General features: G+C 47.1%; 12 protein-coding genes. 5 read left to right on the top strand and 7 right to left on the bottom strand.

Going from position 1 to position 18,814, the window contains the following annotated elements; genetic code table 11:
- Window positions 1–4: 4 nt before the first annotated feature.
- The 3 genes from H6995_03100 to H6995_03090 form a co-directional block, all read right to left on the bottom strand.
- Complete coding sequence (locus H6995_03100; GenBank protein MCP5213978.1) at window positions 5–3,784, bottom strand: nitrate reductase subunit alpha; 3,780 nt, start codon at window positions 3,782–3,784, stop codon at window positions 5–7.
- 122 nt (window positions 3,785–3,906) lie between these two features.
- Entirely contained in the window at window positions 3,907–5,583 is a 1,677-nt protein-coding gene (locus H6995_03095) for an MFS transporter (GenBank protein ID MCP5213977.1), read from the bottom strand.
- A 95-nt stretch (window positions 5,584–5,678) separates the two neighbouring features.
- Window positions 5,679–6,926, bottom strand: a complete 1,248-nt coding sequence (locus H6995_03090; GenBank protein MCP5213976.1) for a NarK/NasA family nitrate transporter — start codon at window positions 6,924–6,926, stop codon at window positions 5,679–5,681.
- Window positions 6,927–7,178: 252 nt separating this feature from the next.
- Between H6995_03090 and H6995_03085 the strand changes: the two genes are divergently transcribed.
- Window positions 7,179–9,089, top strand: a complete 1,911-nt coding sequence (locus tag H6995_03085) for a type IV pili methyl-accepting chemotaxis transducer N-terminal domain-containing protein (protein ID MCP5213975.1) — start codon at window positions 7,179–7,181, stop codon at window positions 9,087–9,089.
- Entirely contained in the window at window positions 9,086–9,730 is a 645-nt protein-coding gene (gene narL, locus H6995_03080) for a two-component system response regulator NarL (GenBank protein ID MCP5213974.1), read from the top strand. Before H6995_03085 ends, narL begins: the two co-directional genes overlap by 4 nt.
- Before the next feature lie 23 nt (window positions 9,731–9,753).
- Here the strand turns inward: narL and H6995_03075 are convergent, their stop codons facing one another.
- Complete coding sequence (locus H6995_03075; protein MCP5213973.1) at window positions 9,754–11,292, bottom strand: amidase; 1,539 nt, start codon at window positions 11,290–11,292, stop codon at window positions 9,754–9,756.
- Between the two features lie 455 nt (window positions 11,293–11,747).
- Here H6995_03075 and H6995_03070 point away from each other — a divergent pair, with 455 nt between their 5' ends.
- Together H6995_03070 and H6995_03065 are read left to right on the top strand one after the other, a co-directional pair.
- Window positions 11,748–12,968, top strand: a complete 1,221-nt coding sequence (locus H6995_03070; GenBank protein ID MCP5213972.1) for an alginate export family protein — start codon at window positions 11,748–11,750, stop codon at window positions 12,966–12,968.
- A gap of 281 nt (window positions 12,969–13,249) precedes the next feature.
- Window positions 13,250–15,220: a hypothetical protein gene (locus H6995_03065; protein ID MCP5213971.1), complete on the top strand. Its 1,971-nt coding sequence runs from the start codon at window positions 13,250–13,252 to the stop codon at window positions 15,218–15,220.
- A gap of 44 nt (window positions 15,221–15,264) precedes the next feature.
- Here H6995_03065 and H6995_03060 read toward each other — a convergent pair whose 3' ends face one another.
- From H6995_03060 to H6995_03050, 3 genes are all read right to left on the bottom strand, one after another.
- A complete protein-coding gene (locus H6995_03060) occupies window positions 15,265–16,290 on the bottom strand; it encodes a zinc-binding dehydrogenase (GenBank protein ID MCP5213970.1) in 1,026 nt (341 codons plus the stop codon).
- 47 nt (window positions 16,291–16,337) lie between these two features.
- The gene (locus H6995_03055; GenBank protein MCP5213969.1) at window positions 16,338–17,264 is read right to left on the bottom strand and encodes a DMT family transporter; all 927 of its coding nucleotides are present in this window, start codon (window positions 17,262–17,264) and stop codon (window positions 16,338–16,340) included.
- A 138-nt stretch (window positions 17,265–17,402) separates the two neighbouring features.
- Window positions 17,403–17,555 (bottom strand): hypothetical protein, encoded by a 153-nt coding sequence (locus H6995_03050; protein MCP5213968.1) that lies wholly within the window; start codon window positions 17,553–17,555, stop codon window positions 17,403–17,405.
- A 106-nt stretch (window positions 17,556–17,661) separates the two neighbouring features.
- Here H6995_03050 and H6995_03045 point away from each other — a divergent pair, with 106 nt between their 5' ends.
- Window positions 17,662–18,813, top strand: a complete 1,152-nt coding sequence (locus H6995_03045) for an IS4 family transposase (protein MCP5213967.1) — start codon at window positions 17,662–17,664, stop codon at window positions 18,811–18,813.
- The last annotated feature ends 1 nt before the right edge of the window (window position 18,814 follow it).

Raw genomic sequence — 18,814 nt, 5'->3', positions numbered from 1 at the left:
CTCCTTAAACATCTTGAGGAAGTGGTTGGGGCAAAGCATCTCCGCCGAGACCGCCGGTCTCAGTTTCATCCAGCCAATCCACCTTGTTCATTTTGCGTATCACTACAAACTCATCGCGGTTACAGCCTACGGTGCCATAATAATTAAAACCGTAGGATTGCTGCGCATAACCACCAATCATATGGGTTGGCTTCATGATGACACGAGTCACTGAGTTATGATGTCCGCCACGGGTACCGGTAGTTTCTGAACCCGGTACGTTAACGATTCTTTCCTGCGCGTGATACATGAGCGTCATACCTTCATTGACACGTTGGCTCACCACCACACGACAGGTAATCGCACCATTGGCGTTAAATACTTCAACCCAATCGTTATCTTCCAGGTCCGCTTTCTTGGCATCTACTTCTGATACCCAGATAATCGGACCACCACGGTTCAAGGTCAGCATTAACAGGTTGTCCGAGTAGGTGCTGTGAATACCCCATTTTTGGTGCGGGGTAATCCAGTTCAGCACAATCTCTTTATTACCGTTGGATTTTTTGCCCTTCACCTGATCAATGGTTTTGGTATTCACCGGCGGACGGTAGGAAATCATCTGCTCGCCAAAAGCCTGCATCCATTGGTGATCCTGATAGAACTGCTGACGACCTGTGATGGTGCGCCAGGGTATATACTCATGCACGTTGGTATAGCCAGCGTTATAGCTGACATGCTCATCTTCCAGACCAGACCAGGTGGGCGAAGAAATAATTTTACGTGGCTGCGCCTGAATATCACGGAAGCGAATTTTCTCTTCGTGCTTAGGTTCAGCCAAATGTTTGTGATCTCGGCCAGTGATTTTACCCAACGCATCCCAGGCTTTAACGGCAACATTACCATTGGTTTCCGGGGCCAGGGTTAAGATCATTTCCGCCGCGTCAATCGCACTTTCAATGCGCGGCTGACCTTTACTAACGCCCTCTTCGGTCACGCGATAGTTTAGGTCGCGTAGGAACTCGACTTCTTCGTCCGTATTCCAGCCAATCCCTTTACCACCGTTACCGGCTGATTCGAGTAACGGGCCAACTGAGGTGAACTTCTTATAGGTGTTCGGATAATCCCGCTCTACCACTACCATATTCGGTGCAGTTTTACCGGGAATCAGGTCACATTCACCTTTTTTCCAATCCAGCACGTCAATCGCCTGTGCTAATTCTCCGGGCGTATCGTGCTGCATCGGAATCGTCACGATGTCTTTCTCTATGCCTAAGTTACCCTCTGCAATTTCAGAGAACTTCTTGGCAATACCCTTGTAAATATCCCAATCCGAACGGGCTTCCCAGGCCGGATCTGCCGCTTTGGACAGCGGGTGAATGAAGGGATGCATGTCCGAAGTATTCAGGTCGTCTTTTTCGTACCAAGTCGCCGTCGGCAACACGATATCGGAATACAGACAGGTGGATGACATACGGAAATCTAAAGTCGTTACCAAATCCAGTTTTCCGGTGGCGCCATCGGCAACCCATTCAGCTTCCTTAGGAATAATGCCACCGCTCTTGCCGTTATCGTCATTCATGACACCGTTGTTGGTGCCCAGCAAATATTTGAGCATATATTCATGCCCTTTACCGGAGGAACCCAACAGGTTAGAACGCCAGATAAACATATTGCGCGGGAAGTTTTCCGGGCTGTCGGGTTGCTCTGCTGAAAAGCGAATTCCACCGCTTTTCAGCTGTTCAACCAAATACTCTTTAGGGTCTTTGCCTGCGGCTTCTGCATCACGAGTAATCTGCAGCGGGTTTTTGTTCAGCTGGGGCGCGCTCGGCAACCAGCCTAAGCGTTCTGACTTAATGTTGTAGTCCAGCATCGCTTCGGGATACTGTGACTTATCCACCATCGGCGACAGCACTTCATGAATATTGACCTTCTCATGGCGCCACTGCGAGCTGTGGTTATAAAAGAAAGACGTGGAATTCATATGACGTGGTGGTCGATGCCAATCCAAGGCAAAGGCCAGTGGCGTCCAGCCAGTTTGCGGACGGAGTTTTTCCTGACCCACATAGTGCGCCCAGCCACCGCCGGTTTGACCAACGCAACCACACATGATCAACATGTTGATCAAGCCACGGTAGTTCATATCCATGTGGTACCAGTGGTTCATCGCCGCGCCCACAATAATCATGGAGCGACCCTTGGTCTTGTTCGCATTATCAGCAAACTCACGCGCTACCTGAATGACTTTTTCTCGCGATACACCAGTAATGTTTTCCTGCCAAGCAGGAGTAAAGGGAATCAGGTCGTCATAGCTGGATGCGACATTACCACCACCCAAACCACGATCAATACCATAGTTAGCGATGGTTAAGTCGAATACCGTGGCAACCTTAACGCTAGTGCCGTCAGCCAGCTGTATCTCGCGCGCCGGGACATTACGTGGCAGCACTTCGTCATGTTCGCAGTAATTCCAGTATTCGTTACTTTGATCCGCCGCAAAATGCGGGAAGGATACGGAAACAGTATTTGCTTCACCATCAATCAGGGATAGCTGTAACTGGGTGTCTTTACCCTCTTTACCTTCACGGGCTTCGATATTCCACTTGCCCGCTTCACCCCAGCGATAACCAATCGAGCCGAGCGGTGAAACTAAATCGCCGCTGGTTTCATCATAGGCGATGGTTTTCCATTCCGGGTTGTTCTCCTGGCCGAGGTTATCCGCCAAATCTGAAGCACGGATAAAACGGGTCGGTTTCAGCGTACCGTTTTCATGTTCTTCCAGTAACACCAGCATCGGCATGTCAGAATAACGACGTACATAATCAGTAAAGTATTCACTCGGGTTTTCCAGGTGGAATTCTTTGAGAATCACATGGCCGAATGCCATACCTAATGCCGCGTCCGTACCCTGCTTAGGGTTGAGCCATAGATCGGTAAGCTTGGCCACTTCCGAATAATCCGGCGTTACGGAAACTGTTTTCGCGCCCTTATAGCGAACTTCAGTAAAGAAGTGAGCGTCCGGTGTGCGCGTTTGCGGTACGTTAGAACCCCAGGCAATGATGTAATTTGAGTTATACCAATCGGCTGATTCCGGTACATCAGTTTGCTCGCCCCAGACCATCGGTGATGACGGAGGCAAGTCACAGTACCAGTCGTAGAAGCTCATACAGACGCCGCCTATCAACGACAGATAGCGTGAGCCGGCAGCATAGGAAACCATCGACATTGCTGGGATTGGTGAAAAGCCAACCACACGGTCAGGGCCAAAAGTTTTGGTGGTATAAACATTCGCCGCCGCGATAATTTCGTTGACCTCATCCCAGGATGAGCGAATAAAACCACCGAGACCGCGTTTCGATTTATAAGAAGTCGCTTTCGCTGAATCTTCAACAATGGAGCCCCAAGCTTCAACTGGATTTGAATATGCTCGACGCGCTTCTCGCCAAAGTTTTAACAGTGGCTTACGTACCATCGGATAACGCAGACGGTTAGCACTGTAGATGTACCAGGAATAGCTGGCACCACGGGGACAGCCGCGTGGTTCGTGGTTGGGTAGATCATTACGGGTACGGGGGTAATCAGTCTGCTGAGTTTCCCAGGTAATCAGCCCGTTTTTAACATAAATTTTCCAACTACAGGAGCCGGTACAGTTAACCCCGTGCGTCGAACGCACGATTTTATCGTGCTGCCAACGCTGCCGATAGCTGTTTTCCCACTCCCGGCTTTCATTGGTGACGTCGCCATGACCATCGGCAAACTCACCCTGCTTTTTCTTAAAAAACTGCAATCTATCAAGAAAGTGACTCATAACTTAAATCTCTACTTAACGCTTATTTAAAGAGGATACTCTCCTCACACTCACTTACATTTTCAACAATTCGTCCGACGCTATCATTCCGCCATCGGACGAGCTGTTTTTACTTCAAGAATTTACGGGTTATAGAATTCGTTATCGCTTTTTAGGCTGAATTCTTCCTTACAATTAGGGCAGCAGACAAAAACTTGTTTTCTATCCTTACGCAAATAGAACCACCAGTTGATCAAAATACAAAGCGCATAGAAGGCGGCGAAACCATAGAGCGCATTTTCAGGCGTAGTTGCTTGAATCTGCTCACCAAACACTTTGGGGATGTAGAAGGCACCGTAGGCAGCTACTGCGGATGTCCAACCTAACGCGGGTCCGGCCTGCTCTTTATCAAATACCATGGCAATAGTGCGGAAGGTTGAACCGTTGCCAATTCCAGTAGCGGCAAATAATACCAGAAACAGCAGGAAGAATTGAACAAAGTATTCTTCAGGTGTGGCAGAATTATAGGCTGCTTTCATGTAATAACCGGCACCGATAGCCGTCACCACCATAACAGCAGAACATATGTGGGTTACCCAAGCCCCACCCATCTTGTCTGCAATCCAGCCACCTACAGGGCGAATCAAAGCACCGATAAAAGGTCCCATCCAGGCATACATCAATGCGCTTGGGCCATTCGGATTAATCGCATCGTGAACCAAGACACCGTCCGGCCCCATAACGTGGGTATAACCAAATATAACTTTAATTGCGAGCGGAAATGCAGCAGAAAACCCGATAAATGACCCAAAAGTCATGGTATAAATTATACTCATTATCCAGGTATGACGATTATCAAAAATCTTAAACTGTCGGTTCAAACTGGTTTTAATATCACCCGGAATGATCTTCAACAGAGAAACGGTCAACGCAACCACCGCTACCAACACCAACTCTTTCGGAACGTTAAATCCCGAACCATTTGCGCTAGCCGGCAAAATTAGCCAGAGTCCACCTGCAGCGGTAAACAGACCAATTGACAACATACCGATAATAATCGCAAAACTGGTTATGGGATTACCGATATCCGGCGAAACATGCTGTACCTTGAGATTATTCATACCAAACCAGCCGGCAAAGGCAAGTGGTATTAAAATCAGCAACCAGACAAAGCCAGCATTTTGGATGTAGGTTTCAGTACCTGCTGAAATTTTGCCTATCAAGGTACCACTGGAGCTTTGTAATACCATAGACTCGCCACCTAATCCGCCAAACAGGCCAAAGGTCATAACGAGTGGTACCAGAATCTGCATGGTGGTTACGCCGAAGTTACCTAACCCTGCGTTCAAACCAAGCGCCAGACCCTGCATCTTTTTCGGGAAAAAGAAACTGATGTTTGACATGGATGAGGCAAAATTACCACCACCAACGCCAGAGAGAAGCGCTAACACCTGGAACACCCAAAGCGGTGTTTTGGTATCCTGTAAGGCAAGACCGGTACCCAATGCCGGAATCATTAGTAATGCGGTCGTAAAGAAAATTGTATTGCGTCCGCCGCAGAGGCGAATAAAGAAGCTGCTGGGTATCCGCAATGTTGCACCCGTCAAACCGGCAATTGCCATCAGGGTAAATAACTCTGATTTTTCAAAATGAAATCCCAGATTCAACATCTGTACCGTGATAATCCCCCAGTACAACCAAATTGCAAAGCCGCACAGCAGGCTGGGGATGGATATCCACAGATTCCTGTTGGCGACTTTCTTACCTGTCGATTCCCAAAACGCGGGGTCTTCGACGTCCCATTTATTAATGTCGGACATAAGCCTCTCCAGCTCCTCTCATTTAAATACTTGTTAAAATTCCTACTGATCCAGAGTGATAATCCCCCAAAGATAACTCTGGGGGATGCACAGGATTACAACAGATCACTTTCTCGTTTCAATTGCAGAATTGCGTAGTTCATCCAGATCAGACAGACGGCAACGAGCCCGAACATCAGCATGAAACAGGAACTACGAATATTAAAGGCATCGGACAACATGCCGAAAAAGATGGGCAGGGTAAATCCGCCCAAACCGCCAATCACACCGACCATACCGCCAACAGAGCCCATATTGTCGGGGTAATAATCATGGATAATGCGGTAAACACTGGCTTTACCAAAACCTTGAGCAATACCGACGACAAACACCAAGGCAGTAAAAACCCAGACATTCAAGCCGACGGAAAAGGTAATATCACCATCGATACCATGAATAATCATGCTGGTTTGCGGGTAGGACAAAAAGAACAGACATGCAATGGAAATCCAGAACACCCACCAGTTGACGGCACGGGCACCCACCTTATCGGACGCCCAACCACCGGCGGCCCGAATTAATCCGGATGGCAAGGTAAACAGCATGGTGATAAAAGAGGCGGTTTTCAGATCCATGCCGTACTCGCCGACATAATACTTAGGCAGCCACAGCGCCAAAGCCACAAAGCCACCAAAGACAAAATAGTAATAAAGGCCAAAACGCCAAACCCGCAATTCCTTCAGCGGTGCCAATTGATCCGCCATGGATTTATGCGTTCCCGAACGTACGCGCTCCTGTTGATGAGGATCGTTATAGGTAAACAACCAGAATAGAACCGCCATCACCAACATAGCAATAGAATAAACCTGCGGCACCATTCTCCAGCCTGCCGCCACCACAATCATCGGAGCCACCAAGTTGGTTATCGCTGCACCGGCATTACCAGCGCCGAAGATACCCATCGCGGTTCCCTGGCGTTCTTTTTCAAACCAGGCGGAGGTATAGGCAATACCAATAGCGAAAGAGCCACCAGCTAAACCGACAAACAAACCGATAGTAACGTACTGCCAATACTCGGTCGCAAAAGCCAGTCCGTAAGTTGGAATGGCCACGAACAGCATTTGGATGAAGAAAACAATACGACCACCAAAGCGATCCGTTAACAAACCCAATGGCAATCGTGTCAGAGAACCGGTTAAAATCGGTGTCGCTACCAATACACCAAATTCCGTATCTGTTAACCCAAGCTCAGTTTTAATACGAATACCGATGATAGAAAACATGGTCCACACCGCAAAATTACAAGCGAAGGCCAATGTATTCATGGTCAATACCGACCATTTTTTAGAAGTATCAGCTACCATTTTTGCTCCCCAGACGAATCATCGTTAGATCGGTTTATTGCGATGCCGAATATATAGAGGAGCAAAATACGGATTATTGATCTGAATCAACGATACACAGATACAGGAATTACCCCGACTGGCTCAACTACCACCAAAGTGGTAGCATCGAAACAAACAAATAGACTTTTCAATCAGTGAGTTAGAACAAACAAGCATGCAAATTAAATTCACCCTGGCTACTACTAACTATTTAGTAGTAGCCAACATCTTTTGAGCGACCTGTTGGAACGCCAGGTTTTAAAGAAGTCCTTATCGCACCGGTTTGGCTTTGCCATCGCCAGCATTACCATACTTGCCTTCATTAGCATTGTTGCGGCTATCTTTGTGATTCAACAAGCGGGAACTCACGCAGCGGCAGTCAACGCTGCTGGGACACTGCGTATGCAATCCTACCGTATCAGCACTGCGTTACTCGGAATTCAGAGCAAGCTGGTAAACAATGGCGGTACTTACGATTACCGTCGTGGCGAAAAACGACTGGATGATTTGATTAATAACTTCTCCTTACAGCTGAGCAGCGAACAACTGTACGATGTGCGTCGATCTGACCAGAACATAGAACCGGGTAAGTCCTATAAGCTGGTAGATACTGAATGGAAAAGACGTATCGTTCCCATGCTCAACCAATTGCTGCAATTTCAGCCTGGTTCCGCGGAATACCAAGCGTTGAGCAACCAATACTTAGACCAAGTGAACACCTTCGTGGATCAAATTGATTCTTTTGTACTCGCACTGCAAATTGATTCCGAACAAAAAATCAGAATATTGGGGCTGATCACGCTGTTCTGTGTGTTTTGTACTGTCGGCGTGGCCTACGGTGTGATGTACCTACTGAACTCCTCTGTCATTATTCCTCTGGCGGAATTAGTCGAACTGGCAAACAAATTCAAACAGGGTAATTTTAAAGCTCGCTCTATTAACCCTAACCCCGATGAATTGGGTCTTCTAGCTCAAACCTATAATCAAATGGCCGAGTCTATATCCGATCAGTACAAAAGACTGGAAGACGCAGTAACCGAAAAGACTAGCGAATTAAGACAAAGTAATCTGACATTAGAGTTTCTCTATAACACCAGCAAGAGACTAGCCAGCAATGGCGATACGGAAACCGTCAGATCCATTCTACTGCAGCTGCATCAGGTGGCTGAGCTGAAATATTTATTGCTCAGCTATAAACCCACCATTGATAGTGACTATTACGAACAGATTGATTTTGGATCTACTGAAAATATTCACCCGGATCAGTTCGCCAATGCCCCTAGCCTACTGGCTGCCATGAAAGCCCGGCCAAACGAGCGAGTTCCTGCGATAATTTCAGAGCTAGCCGAGGGCCATAACCAATACGGTTATCTCTATGCCGAAACCATATCTCAACAACAGATTAGCCCCTGGAAACAACAACTAATACAAAATGTTGCCGATCAACTAGCAGCAGCCTACAGCCTACAGCACCAGGATGCTCAGGAGAGACTGTTGATGTTATTTGAAGAACGCGCCGTGATTGCCAGAGAGCTACATGATTCTCTCGCCCAGTCGCTCTCCTACCTGAAAATGCAAATTACGCGACTCAAGACACTACTGAACCGAAATGCTGAGGAAGAAGTAATCATGGGCGTCAGTAATGAGTTGCAGGAGGGGCTTAACTCTGCCTACCGAAATCTACGGGAACTTTTGAACACCTTCCGCCTAAAAATAACACATCCTTCTTTGCAGGCCGCATTAAAAGCAACCGTTAAAGAATTTACTCAGTTTAGTGGTATGCCAGTGACTCTCAACTACAATATCCACGTATCAAAGCTCACCCCTAATGAAGATATACACGTTCTACAGATAGTACGTGAAGCGGTTTCCAATGCGGTAAAACACGCCTCGGCGTCCAATATTGAGATTAATTGTGATGAAACCAAAAGCGGCGAAGTCACCTTTGCAATTATCGACAATGGCATTGGCATCCACGAAGATGCTTCAAAAAAACACCATTACGGCCTGTCTATCATGGCCGAGCGGGCAAAAAGCTTAAAGGGCGAACTCACGATCAGCGCTCAGCATGATGGCGGCACTATGGTTTCTTTAGCTTTTACGCCACAATTAACCCTGGAAAATAATACGAGAGCCGTATGACAGACAAAGCACGCATTCTATTAGTCGATGATCACCCTTTGCTTCGCACTGGCGTATTGCAGTTAATCGCGCTTGAAGATGATCTGGAAGCAGTGGGTGAGGCTTCTAGCGGAGAGGAAGCAATTACCCAGGCAGCAAGCCTCGATCCTGATTTAATACTGCTTGACCTTAACATGAAGGGTATGAACGGTATCGACACCCTCATCGCACTGCGCAAGGCAGAGGTGACTTCTCGTATCGTGATGTTCACGGTTTCCGACAATCAAGAAGACGTCGTCGCCGCACTCCAAGCCGGAGCGGATGGTTATTTATTAAAAGACATGGAACCAGATGACCTGATCCGAAAAATCAGACTCGCCGCTAACGGGCAATTGGTATTAAGCGAAGAACTGACGGAACTCCTCGCCTTGGCCATTCAAAGTAAGAGCCGAAAAGATACGAAAGTCGATATCAAAAGTATGACGAAACGCGAGCGTCAAATCTTAAAGCTCTTAGCGGCTGGCATGACCAACAAACATATCGCTCGCAAACTCGACATCACCGAAGGAACCGTTAAGGTGCATATCAAACACCTGTTTAAAAAGCTAAACCTGAAATCCCGCGTGGAAGCGGCAATATGGGCCATGGAGCATAAAATATAATCTGCCTCAGATTTTAAGCTTACTTAAGTATTCGGGTTAATTGGCGTAATCACCCCTAGACTGTTTTCTATCACCTCAGCCGCCTGTAAACAAAGGCTTTCATGGAAACGATCACCGATCACCTGAACGCTTTGTGGTAAACCTCCGGCTATTCCGGTAGGCAGGGTTACCACCGGCAAACCCAATAAATTCATCGAAACCACCATGCGCATTGACTGCAACACCGCATTAATCGACGCTTCCGAGCGAGCATCTTCGCCAACAATAAAGGGAGGCCGGGTAGAAACCGGCGCTAAAATCAGCGGATAACGTCCAGCAAACTCAGACCAACGTTGCGCTATTTCATGGCGCGCAGCAAATGCCGCTACGTATCCCTTATAATTCAGCTCGGGAACCACCTTGCTCATGTTTCGCGCCATTGCAAAGCCATCGGCAAAGGCTTTGTCCTCCATGGTTGCCAATAAATATTCACGAATTTCCTGTGTCATGACACTGGCCCAAAGATCAGCCGCTTCTTGTAACATTGGTGGTTGCACTTCCTCTACCAAGTAACCAGCAGCATCTAACGCATCGGCAGCACGCTTTACCCCGGCGGTAACATCTGCATCGGCGGCAATATTAGCCGGTTTCAAACAAAGCGCCACACGCACTGGAGTCTGAGTAGCACCATAGTCTATTGGAGCTGGCGTCCACCAGGGGTCACGTCGATCTTGCTGTGTTAACGTTTGATAAGCGAGACGCAAATCACGAACATGCCGCGCCATGGGGCCGCTGACGCCAAACATTTGATTAGAAATGGAGCCAGGACCCGCAAAATAATTCGATTGTGCGACTCGCCCGAGAGTTGGTTTTAATGAGCTGATACCGCAGCATTGTGCCGGATAACGTAACGAACCCCCAAGATCCGTCCCCATACCCAAGGGCGTCATACCCGTCGCCAGCGCAACGGCCTCACCACCACTCGAGCCACCGGTAGTATGACGACGGCTCCAAGGACTGAAGGTTTGTCCGTAAGCGGAACTATGAGTATGCCAGCGGACGACAAAATCAGGGCAATTAGTGCGCGCAAAGGGAATGGCGCCCGCTTTCCTTAAATTCGCAACTTCCGCTGAATCCTCCGGCGCTATATTGGCTTTAAAAGCGGCCACACCCACCGATGTAGATGATCCCGCCACATCAATATTTTCCTTAACCGACACAGGGACACCATGCAGCGGCCCTATCACCTTTCCTTTCGCAAGCATCATATCAGCCCGTTTGGCGGCTGCCATTGCCTCCTTTTCCAACACCTGAGTAACCGCGTTGACCTGGCCGTTAACTTCAGCAATACGACCTAAAAATGCTTGGATTACTTCCTGGCTGGAGACCTGTTTACTCTGAATTAGCCCAGCCAAGTCCGCCGCGCCCAGACTCCATAGTTTATCTTTGCCATGCATGGCAAGATCTACTGTACTCGATGCGCTACCGCGTTGAGCCGCCCCCGCTGTCGCACCGGCTAAACCGGCAGCTAACCCTGCACCCCATTTTAGAATTTCTCTTCGATTTATGTCCTTGCCCATCATTATCAAGCCCCATCTCTGCCATGTCAGCGACCAATATAGTCACTTGCTGTCACTCCTTCTATTCACTTCTCGCACTCTGTATTCAATACATGCATAAATCCGAAAACCTAACCGAAAGGGTTTTTATTGGCTGCCTTCAGCATGATTACCACTAATAAACTATCGCTACTCAAATAGTGGTGAGCAATTCGAAATTAAACGCTATCAATTTGAAACAAAAAGAATTTTTTTTATAAAACAGATACTCCATAAGTGGTATTCCTTGTGTTACGCCAATTTTTATTACTAAAAATAATTGATTTCGATCAATCAGCTGACATCACTCGACTACTATATTTGGGCCATGTTTTTAGCAGGCACAGATCAAAATAGGAAAAGACAGTGCTAACCCTCGTTTTTATCGATTTCAAATTAATAAATAACAGTTAATTCAATACAACATTAAGGAAGGTAAAATGAAAAAGCTCAATGCTCACCTACTTAGCACCTCAATCGCCCTGCTGGTGGCGGGCAGCAGCCAAGGCCTGCTAGCAGAAACGTCAGGGGCGAGTTCTTTAGAAGAAGCGCTGACAAGTGGTAAAGTCAATGTTGACCTACGTCTTCGTTATGAAAATGTCGATCAGGATAACGCCCTCGACGATGCTGACGCTCTCACGCTACGTACACTCCTGGGTTATACCACTGGCACCTACCAGGGTTTTTCCGCCAAAGTTGAAATGGAAGATGTCCGCACTGTTTTGGGCGTCGATGATTATTCCGTACCCCAATCCGGTGTTAAACCCGGCCAGTATTCCGTAATTGCCGATCCGGAAACCACAGAGCTCGATCAAGCCTATTTGCAATATCAGAATGGTGTATTAACTGCAAAACTTGGCCGCCAGGTTATTACCTATGACAACCACCGTTTTATCGGTCATGTCGGCTGGCGTCAGGACAGGCAGACCTTTGATGCTTTCACTTTGAACTTAAAACCATCTGAGAATATTACCCTGAGTTACAACTACATTGATGAGCGTGAGCGTATCTTTGCAGAAGATCAGGATATTGATTCCGACGACCACTTATTCAACGCCGCTTTGAAAACCCCTGTCGGTACGCTAACGGGTTACGCCTACTTATTAGAAGACGAAGATACTGACCAGGAAATTGATACCTATGGTGTTCGTTTCGACGGTTCCGCCCAGGCTGGCGATATTAAACTTCTCTACACCGCCGAGTACGCTTCTCAGGAGTTCGACCAAGGCGCCGCTGATTTCGACGCAGATTACTACAATCTGGTAGGCGGAATTGAAGTAAAAGGTTTCAGCGTAAAGGTCGGTTATGAAGTGCTAGGATCAGACGATAGCGCTTACGGTTTCGCCACACCGCTAGCAACTCTGCATGCACATAACGGCTGGGCCGACCAGTTCCTCAGCACACCAATGCAAGGTCTGGTGGACACTTCTATAAGCGTCGGCGGTAAATTAGCCGGTGGTAGTTTTCAAATTGTATATCACGATTTTGAAGCGGATGATGATACCCCTACGGTTGATGACTTGGGTGACGAAATTGATCTCGTTTACTCCAGAAAATTCGGTAAGCATTATTCCGCTGGGGTTAAATACGCTGCCTTCTCAGCTGATGATGTAGGCGTCGACGCTGATAAATTATGGGTTTGGTTTGGTGTAACTTTCTAAACCTTACTCAATAAAACCTATTCATAATCTCTCCCCTATAGATTAAGGCCCGCAGTAACTTTGGTTGCTACGGGCCTTTTTACGCTTATCAAGCTCTAATCTCAGCAGATTGTATAAACCCTAATTTTTGTCAGGTTATTTTACAGCTAGGCTTCCATACAGAACGCAGAAATTGATCATCTTATTGATAATTAAAGTAATAAATTTTTTGGCTTAAGTTATGCTTTACTTTTTTTGGTCGGTGTTTTTGGTTCTGGAGTTCCTAACGGAAGGATCTTCCTATGCAATCTCAGCATTCATTAGTTGGAAAAAATTCTTTTTTCTGTCGTTATTTTTTTGGCCAATTAACCCCTCTAATTAGTAGTTTTCACATACTTTTTGCTTTTCTCATACTCTTACCTAATACAGCCCCTGCCTGGGTTATCGACGATACGTCAACCGTTACTTTAAAGGACAACGAGCAATACGGGGCAGGCCAGCAAACCGTCGGTTTTAATGTTGTTAATATCTCCGACTCAATTCCACTGGGAGCTATTGGCTGCGTCGGTATCTGTGTAGGGCTAGAAGCAGAAGCCGGAGGCCATGCCAAGGTCAATGCAAACTTTAGTGTCGGTTTTAACAATACAGTGGATCTGCTGGCAAAAGCCAACACCCGCACCTTTATCTTTGGTGCCGATACCGCCCCAGAAGTCGGCAGTAGCTTTCATTTAATTAACCGCATCGAATCACAGGGCATCGACAAGCTTAATATAAATGCCGGAAACTACTGGGCGTCATCAAGCTTGGACATTAACATCGGCGCATTTGCACGTGCCGAGGCCTGCTTGGTTTTATGTATCAACGGTGACTTCTCAGTAGGTGCGAACCTTGGTTTACAACTGGCGGGCATCAGTAATAGCGGATTATCGTTATTGGGCAAACATGTCGACAGCAGCTCTCCCTATTCATACACTGAACCCTCTGGGCTCTATGGTGCATCCGCCGGTATCCCCAAATTTTCCAAAACCTTTACCAATTTAGCGCCCGGTCAAGCAGCCAATTTATCCCTACCGCCACAACAGATGCTGAATGCCTGGGTTGATGTCGCCGAAGTGATTGCACGCGCCTTTGGACTACCACCGCTCGAGGGCTCAGCACTGGGATTTGACTACGAATTGTTGAGCCTCAATCTTTTTGCCGGGCTCAATCTGCAACACAGTTTTAACCTCAATGTATTGGATGTGCAAACCTCGTACAAATTCTCTTCCCCTGTGCAAGTTTTTGATTCTGCTAGCAATAGCTGGAGCGACCCGGTCTGGGCTTTGATTTTGGGCGACAAAGAAGCCGTCACCTTGCGTAGCGAGGATGCCGCTTCTCTTGGCATCATTCGCACCCCCCGCTATATTTATCAAATTGATTGGGATTATGATTTGATCCTCAACGCTGGAGCAGAATTGGATGCCATTGCAGTTAACGGATACGGTCTCAATATTGGCCCGCTGCTCAACCCCGATCCCTGGAAAGTGGACTTAAAGAAATTTAACCTCGGGTCGAAGACAGAGACCCATGTGCTGTTGCAGCAGGATAATAATCTCAACATCAACTTTAACCTTACCCGCGTTATTCCAGGTGATGAAACCACCCCTACCACGGAAATCAGCCTCTGTGCTTTACTGCCAGACGGCTGTCAGCAAGTGGGCTATGTTGCGGTACGCACTGATCTCGGTGCTGGCATTATGGAGGAAACGGTATGGCGGGTATTCAATTTTGGCGTACCCGGCTGTGGTGAAAATGAAATTACCGATTGTGATATCGATTTCAGCGTGCTACCCCAGATCACCCGCTATCGCGTCAAAAACATACCTGACGCCTATAGCCTAGGTATAGACTTAGCTGATTTTTCAGATAACGCGCTGCTTCTAGGCGTACTCGCAGAACTGGGTATCGACCCCAGCTCCACCCTGCCTTTGTCACAGTTGCTCGAATACGCTGATGATTTTGAAGCCATTGACGCCTTCTTAGCAGAAGACCCGCTGCTGGGCGGCCCAGCCTCATCCGATGAACAGTTACTCGCTGCTTTAACGGCACTGGGCGTCGACTTAGATAATCCTTTTCCCAAGCAACCGCTGGGCTCTGGAGCACCAAAGCTAACGCAACCATTGACCGAAGAAGTAAGTTTTGCCATCACCGCGCAGGTTGCCGAACCCGCCGATTTAACACTCTATCTGTTGGGACTGACTACACTCTTGCTAGCACGTCGAAAACGTCACTGACCGGGAAAATTAAATCACTCTGAGCAATATATTTCCGCAAGCGCTTAGCAACGAATAATCAACTTACCGATATGCTCGGATCGCCCTAACGCGTCCAGCGCCTGAGGTGCATTCGCCAAATCAAAGCTTCCGGCGACGACGGGCCGTAGAGCCTCCGCGTTTGCCAGGCCAATATCAACCAAAGTGCTTAACAATTGGGGCGAGCTGAAAGGCCGAAATATGGTAAAGCCGTGAAAACTCAGATCTTTCATCATCATATCCATAATGCCAATGCTTGCCTGAGAACCGGTAATTGCTTCATAGCTGACAATATCACCGCTGCGCGCCATTGCCCCCAGCAACCCAGGATAGAAGGCCGCGCCTACTGGATCCAAAGCTAAATTAACGCCTTGTCCATTAGTTACCCTCTTCGCTTCCTTTGCCAGACTTTCGCTATCCTGACAAAGGATCACATGATCGGCAAAACCGCTCATTTCTTTTTGTTTTTGCGCGCTACGTGTGGTGGCTATAGTGGTAGCTCCCCATAGCTTCGCAATCTTCAAGGCCAACATGCCCATACCACTCGCAGCTGCAGTTATTAGTACCGTTTTACCGGCACCTGAATTCGCCGTGAAGCCCCCCATTTCCATTGCGCCACCCATGGTCAGCAACGCTGTCCAAAATGCCGCTCCTTCCTCGTCCGTATAGGTTTCGGGGACAGGTACTAAGGCAGCTTGATCATATAAACCGATATCCCTATACACGCCCATTCGGGCGCGATTCACCCTTGCGCTGAGGGTTCCTACCCGCGCGCCAACCTTAAGATCAAGCTGGGTTAGCGCCGTTAGACCTGACTCTGTCGGTTCACCCAGCGCAATAATTTCACCAACTGCCTCTGCCCCCAAACAACTGGGAAACACTTCAGCCGGAAAATATTCCCCTTGCACATAATTCCAATCGGCACGATTCATGCCGATTGCTTTTAGTTTCACTAACGCCTGCCCCGGACCAGGCTCGGGTAATTCCTGTTCTCGCCACACGAGTGTTTCGGGAGCGCCATAGGCGTCAAATTGCCAGCATTGTGATTTCATTTTGACCTCTGTTTTACTCTTGCCAAGCAACAAAAAAACTAATCGAGCTAAGCCGGTTTCTTACTTGGTCGCGTCACGACCAGACAACCAACAACGACAAGCAACGCACCCAATATACTCAAAACATTCAGTACATCCGCTGAAATATAACGGGGTAACATAATGGCGAAAAGGTTTTCGTAAACCAACGTTGCGATGGGAATAAAGGCCAATAATGCGCTACTTTTCGATGCGGGCCAATGTACCAAGGATTCTCCAAAACAAATGTAAGCAATCAATGAGGTCAACGTGCAGGCAGCTAATAACCAGAGTTGCGTGTTGTTCAGCTGCAATATCACCCCAATATCCGCTAGTGGAAACAGCACAATGGCACCCAAAAAGTAGCAGCAAAGCAGGATAAAAATAGGTGCCACAGTCCCTACCAGTAGTTTTTGTGCCAAGCCATAGAAAATCCAAATGAGGCAAGCCAGCGTCATATAGATAATGCCAAACGAATAGTCACTCGCGAAGGAAAAAATTTCCACTAAACGGTCATTAAAAAATAGGCATAATCCGAAAATAAAAACTATCGTTCCACCCCATTGCCTTAAGCTGAAGTCTTCACGAAAAAATAAAACACTAACTATGAGCAAAGTAATAGGTCCCAGTTGTGCGATAATCTGGCTCGTTCCTGCGGGAATATATTGTAGCGCATCCATGAACATCACATGGTTTACCAGTAACCCGATCACAGCGCTGGCCATCAACCCATAATGCTTTGGCTGTAACGCTGCTAATATTGGCGGCACCCCCTTTAAACTGAGGTATGTACCCAGCATTATAGTCGCAACAACAAAACGGTAAAAATTCAGCGTGTAGGCATCCACAGCATCAAGCAATCCCTTTGATACCACTGGTAATAAACCCCAAAATGCCACGGAGGTTATGGCAAGTGCCGCTCCGAATTTGTGGCTCGTTTCGATGTCATTGGACATCAGCAAAGCCTTGCGGAGGATATCTCATAAATTTAATACCGGCGTACTTTGCTCTTTCGCGTTCTTGCAGGAATTCATAGTGGCGAATCGAGGGATAAAAAAAGCCCGAACTAGTTCGGGCTTTCCATTTTTTTAAAATTAAATTTGATATTTAACTCTTAACCCGATGGTGCGCGGCTTTAAGATTAAAGCTGCTTTCTGTTCCTGATCGGCGTCAAGAATATCAATCGCCTCATCCTCGTCAAACAGATTTCTCACAAACAAAGTAACATGCCAATTATTAGTTTTCACACCACTGCTGTCCCGTTAAGGACTAAATAAAGAGGCCTGAAAACCGATTTGTTTTGTTACAATGAAATCACGACAAACCATTGAAAAACAAAAAGGAAATCAGGCCATGGCGCATAATAACACAGTCTTTTCTCAACTGCTTAAATTGGTATCGAGACATGAGTTTGAATCCTTGGCAAAACAACACCATTGTGGTCGTTCTTTTAGAAAGGCATCCCGTTGGTCACAGTTTGTCACCATGATGATGGCACAATTGGCGGGCAGAAACAGCTTGCGCGATATTGTCGAAAACACCTCCGCACAAGCGCACCGTCTGTATCATCTGGGCAGTGCCAAATTATCTCGATCCAACTTGTCCCGCCTCAATAATGATAAGCCTTATTCATTGTATGAAACCCTGTTTGGAAAGCTGTTAAGCCGTTGTCAGAGCACAGTGTCAGGGCATAATTTTCGATTCAAAAACGTACTCTATTCGCTGGATGCTTCGACCATTGATTTATGCCTATCGGTTTTCTCCTGGGCTGATTTTCGCACTACCAAGGGTGCAATCAAACTTCATGTTGGTTTAAATCATGCGGGTTACCTGCCCGAATTTGTCACGGTAACCGACGGTAGGACACATGATGTGACGGTGGGTCGCACGTTGCAGTTCCCCAAAGGGAGTATTATTGCTATCGATAAGGGCTACAACGACTATACGTGGTATAACCAATTGACGGATAAAGGAATATTTTTCGTCACGCGCCTTAAAACTAATGCTAAATATCGCACGGTATCACGTCGACCTGTGTTGAAAAGCAAAGGTTTGACCAGCGATCAGGCTATCGAGTTTACGGGCCCACAGACAGCAAAGAAATGTCCAACTCAATTGCGTCGCATTGGTTATCGTGATGCAGAAACGGGTAAGCACTATGTATTCTTGACCAATAATTTCCAGCTTTCTGCCAAGACCATTGCGGACATTTACAGAGCGCGGTGGCAAGTTGAGTTATTCTTTAAGTGGATTAAACAAAACCTGAAGATTAAATCATTTGTGGGCACCAGCAAGAATGCCGTCATGACCCAAATCTGGATTGCACTGTGTGTTTATCTATTATTAGCTTATCTCAAGTTCCAATCAAAGTTGCCCAAAAGCATGCAGCAAATCCTGCGGCTATTGCAGCTTAACTTGTTTGAAAAACGAGAGTTGATGGCTCTACTCAGAGGTGATCCGATTCCCGACAGGTTACCTGACATTAATCAGATGGTGCTGCTATGAA

This window comes from Pseudomonadales bacterium, from assembly GCA_024234615.1.
GTDB lineage: Bacteria > Pseudomonadota > Gammaproteobacteria > Pseudomonadales > IMCC2047 > JAJFKB01.
Note: the sequence above shows the minus strand (reverse complement) of the source record. Positions and strands in the feature narration are given on the sequence as shown.